The sequence below is a fragment of the Vibrio sp. V42_P2S4T144 genome (assembly GCF_009904715.1).
Classification (GTDB): Bacteria; Pseudomonadota; Gammaproteobacteria; order Enterobacterales; family Vibrionaceae; genus Vibrio; species Vibrio alginolyticus.
Genome location: NZ_WXWS01000628.1, coordinates 1 through 4,255, shown reverse-complemented (window position 1 = coordinate 4,255; position 4,255 = coordinate 1). Strand labels below are relative to the sequence as shown.

Here is a 4,255-nt window from a genome sequence, read left to right as displayed (position 1 = left end):
GATCGCTACCATACAGCGAAATCGGACAGCGAAAAGCTCTACGTAAGTGGATTGATTTATGAATATATGTCAAACATAAATCAGCCTTACTATGGCAGCAGTCAAGTCTTAGACAACCCTTTTTCTCAATTAGAATCAGAATATATTCTTGCGTTAAATGAACGTAAGCATGGTAGTTACGAGGCCTCAGTAGATAGCTTTTCTTCTTTGCGACAGACAATGAAGAAAATATCCGATTCCGAAGGCAAGGCTCTGATGAACTATCAACTTTGTTATACGCTGAATCAACAAGGTCGTTATCACAAAGCAAACTTTTATTGCTCATCCTTAGAGAGCCACTTAAATCATAAGCATCAAGAAAACTTCCCTGTTGATCTTGCTTTGCGCGTGGTAGCAAATAACTACAATTACCGCGGTGACTATGAAAAAGCCTTAAGTTTGTATCGACAGTTGATGGCCAACATGTCGACGCAAAGCGATCCTTCAGGGATTTACAATGACGTCGGCAATTTACTTGCAGAGCTGGGGCAATTTGAACAATCAGAGCAATATCTCATTCAAGCCTTACTGGTTCGCCAAGATGAAGGGACACCTCTTGAAGTTGCGCAAGTCGAACATAGTCTAGGAGCGATGTACAGAAAATCCAAAGAACTCGATAAGTCCATCAGCCACTACAAAAATGCATTAACGATTCTCGAACAACTTCATTATCCATACGGGCAAGGGTTGACCTATTTAGGGTTATCTGCTGCTTTGGCCGATTCTGGGCAATTGGATACCGCGGTAGATTACATTGGAAGAGCATTAAACATTGCCCAAACTTATGAGAATACGCACCTTGAAACAGAGGGTCATTTGGCTGCTGGATTGGCATATTTAAAGAACCATACACCCGAAAAATCGATTGAACACGGTACAATTGCGTTAAGATTAGCGGTAAAAAACGCTAGGCCCTTATTGCAAGCGCAAGCCCAATTACTCCTCTCAAAAGCATACCAAGCTCAAAATGATTACAAAAAGGCGCTGGAGCATCACAAGGCCTACTCGACGATTGAACTAACGAACCGAGACGCGAGTAATATCAAGGCGTTAGAGGCACTAGATCTCACTAAAAAAGAGTATGAATATGATCTACAAGTCGCGCAGTTGAACAACGAAACTCTTCTAAGTCAGTATCAGTTTGAAAAACTCACAGACCAACAACGCACTTATAATTTTGTTGTTTTCTGTTTATTGCTTCTCCTCGCTCTGGCATTGATGATTCAGCGACAAACACGCTTAAAAGCCAAAATAGACAGCTTAACGTGTGCATTAAACAGAGCGGCAATTATAGAGACGATTAAAAGCCAAACCTCCAAAGCGGAAGGAGACTTCCGCTACGTTCTAGCATTAATCGATCTAGATGACTTTAAGGCGATTAATGATCAGTATGGTCATCCAACTGGCGACTTAGTACTACAGCAGGTGTGCAAAGCGCTTAAAGCTAAACTTAATAAGGGAGAGTACTTGGGTCGTTTAGGTGGAGAAGAGTTTATCTTGCTATTGAAAAACGTCGATGAGATTGACGTTCCCTTTAGAATACAAAGTCTGCATAAAACAATTTCAGAAAAGAGTGTACATTCGCTTAATAACCATCAATTGAATATATCTGCGAGCCTGGCCTATCTATCAACCTCAATGCCACTCACCAACTTTGATGAGCTCTATTCGATATTAGACCAAGCGTTATACAATGCTAAGAAGCAAGGAAAAAACTCCCTTGTGGACGCATACAACGAGCCGATCAGTTTAAGTGCTGAGTATATTCTCTAATAAAGCCAAACCACCAGCGTAGTGGTTTGTTATAGGTGGAAGCATCAGTAAGCCATTCAGATGCAACACCATCATCAAGGAGTCTTTGTGCCCAGGGCAAGAAAAAACATTCAGTCTCTAGAGCGAGGTTTTCTAATCCTCGAGTTGCTCTCGATGAGTGAGTCTCCCCTATCATTACAGACGATCAGTAATGCGATCCAGTTAAATAAGACGACTGTTCACGGGTTACTTGCGACTCTACACTCTCTTGGATATGTATCCAAACACAACCATAGCTACAGCCTAGGGTTTAGATGCTATGAACTGTCTAAGCCGATTGAACAAAAAAACGAAGCTATCCGACAACATTTTGTTCCATTGCTGAAAAAAATGGCCCAAGTGACTAACAACACAGCTTACCTCGCTGTACAAAGTGGCGCTAAAGAGTACTTGTATATCGATGCTATAGAGCAGGATAACCCTCTTACTATCCGTAGCCCGAGAGGGAAACGAGAAGGGCTCACAACATCTGCGATCGGCAAAGTTTTTCTTAGTTTTGATGATGAGCTTCGTCGAACATTACGCCTTGAAAACCAAATATCCCCCACGTTAGAAACTGAACTTAATCAGGTTGTATTATCAGGTTACGCACTCGATTTAGAAGAGGCAGAGCCAAACCTCAATTGCTTAGCGATCCCCCTTTACTTGGATGGTAAAGTCGTTGCTGTTGCAGGTGTTAGCGGTGCTGCCTCCGAACTGACGGTCACTAGGCTAAAACACTTTGCCAACATCTTTCTCAAATTTTAAGATTTGACAATGTCGAATCCTAGGCCATTTTTATACTGTTTTGATTACATGCTTATACGTCGCCTCTAATATGGTCGTTGTTCAACTCAACAACGTAGGAGAAGCGATGTCTACTGTATTAATCACCGGCGCTAACCGTGGCTTAGGCTTGCAATTTGTCCGCCACTACCTTGGAAAAGGTTGGCAAGTTATCGCAACTTGTCGTTCACCAGAAAATGCTAAGCAGCTCAATGAACTAGTAACCCAATCTAATCAACTTCAACTGATGGCTCTAGACGTCACTAACCAACAAGATATCGATCAGTTAGCCACTCAATTAGCGGATCGTCCGCTCGATCATTTAATTCTTAATGCAGGTGTATTAGGCGAAGAGTGTGCAAAGCTTGGCGAAATGACCCAGAAAAAATGGCTAGAAGTACTAAACATAAATACCGTCGCACCTGCCCTGCTAATTCAAGCCCTACAAGACAACGTTGCGAAAAGTCAGCACAAAACCATCGTGGGAATCTCAACCCGAGTTGCGAGTTTAAGCGATAACAGTTCAGGTAACATGTACAGTTATCGAGCATCTAAAGCAGCGCTTAATCAGGTTCTAGTATCAGCAGCACGCAATCTCGAATCGCGAGGAGTAAAAACTGTCGCAGTTCATCCCGGCTGGGTAAAAACCGATATGGGCGGTGAGGACGCAACCTTTTCTGCCGAGGAAAGTGTTGCAGGCATTGTTTCGGTCGCAGAACAGCTAACACTTGAGCAATCCGGAAGCTTCCGCGTATTTGATGGCTCTACAATCGAATGGTAATTGATCTCTAAATGACGTCTCCCGGCCAAATTGAGGGCCGGGAGAATACAGTAAACTAATAGGCCAAAAAGATAAAAGCTCGCACTATCGTCAGACAAGCGAGCCCTTATCGTCTATGGTGTTGTACTACTGTCAAACGCTGAGGAAGTCAGCGATTGCAGAGGCGTCATTTAGGCAATGATTTCCTGTGAAACTCACTCAATCATCCCATTCAGGCGCTAGCCCTTCAGGGTTTACTTCGCGGCCATTTCTTTCCAACGCATCTATCTTTGCAATCGCCTCTTCACTCAGATTAAGTTCAAGTGCTTTCAGGTTACTTGCTAAATTCTCTCGTTTAGTTGAAGACGGGATCACCGCGTAACCTTTTGACAAAGCCCAAGCAAGCGCGACTTGAGCTGGCGTGGCCTGATAGTCCTCAGCAATACCTGCAATAGTTGGGTCCCCAAGTACTTTCCCATATGCCAAGGTCATGTAAGACGTTACCTGAATATCGTTTTCCTGCATGAAGCTGACCAACTTACGATTTTGCAAATAAGGGCTAAGCTCGATTTGGTTAGTAACAATATTCTCTTTACCGACCACTTCTATCGCTTGTTGCAACAAGTCAATATTAAAGTTGGATACGCCAATATTACGGGTTAACCCTTGCGATTTAGCTTCAAGTAATGAAGCCATGTATTCGTTCAAGTTATTGTTATTGCCAGGCCAGTGGATCAAGGTCAAATCCACATAATCTGTATTTAGCTTTTCTAAGCTCTCTTTTAGACTTGGAATGAGTTGTTCCGTGTTCATGTTATCAACCCAGATCTTGGTCGTAATGAATAGCTCATCACGTGCAATACCGGACTGTGTCAATAC

General features: G+C 42.8%; 4 protein-coding genes. 3 read left to right on the top strand and 1 reads right to left on the bottom strand.

All coding sequences use genetic code 11. From position 1 onward, the window contains the following. From CAG68_RS20395 to CAG68_RS20385, 3 genes are all read left to right on the top strand, one after another. Positions 1 to 1,812: diguanylate cyclase domain-containing protein (locus CAG68_RS20395; protein WP_161441584.1), on the top strand; the 1,812-nt coding region annotated here is incomplete at its 5' end. Positions 1,813 to 1,899: 87 nt separating this feature from the next. After that, positions 1,900 to 2,598 (top strand): IclR family transcriptional regulator, encoded by a 699-nt coding sequence (locus tag CAG68_RS20390; RefSeq protein WP_054730600.1) that lies wholly within the window; start codon positions 1,900 to 1,902, stop codon positions 2,596 to 2,598. A gap of 106 nt (positions 2,599 to 2,704) precedes the next feature. Further along, positions 2,705 to 3,397, top strand: a complete 693-nt coding sequence (locus CAG68_RS20385; RefSeq protein ID WP_054730597.1) for an SDR family oxidoreductase — start codon at positions 2,705 to 2,707, stop codon at positions 3,395 to 3,397. Positions 3,398 to 3,595: 198 nt separating this feature from the next. On the opposite strand, the gene dkgB is transcribed toward CAG68_RS20385, so the two are convergent. Beyond that, positions 3,596 to 4,255 (bottom strand): 2,5-didehydrogluconate reductase DkgB (gene dkgB, locus CAG68_RS20380; RefSeq protein ID WP_161441583.1); only part of this gene is annotated, 660 nt, incomplete at its 5' end.

Bases quoted from the DNA above. Each gene is read 5' to 3' on its own strand.
- CAG68_RS20385 (WP_054730597.1), top strand. From the start codon at position 2,705: ATGTCTACTGTATTAATCACCGGCGCTAACCGTGGCTTAGGCTTGCAA.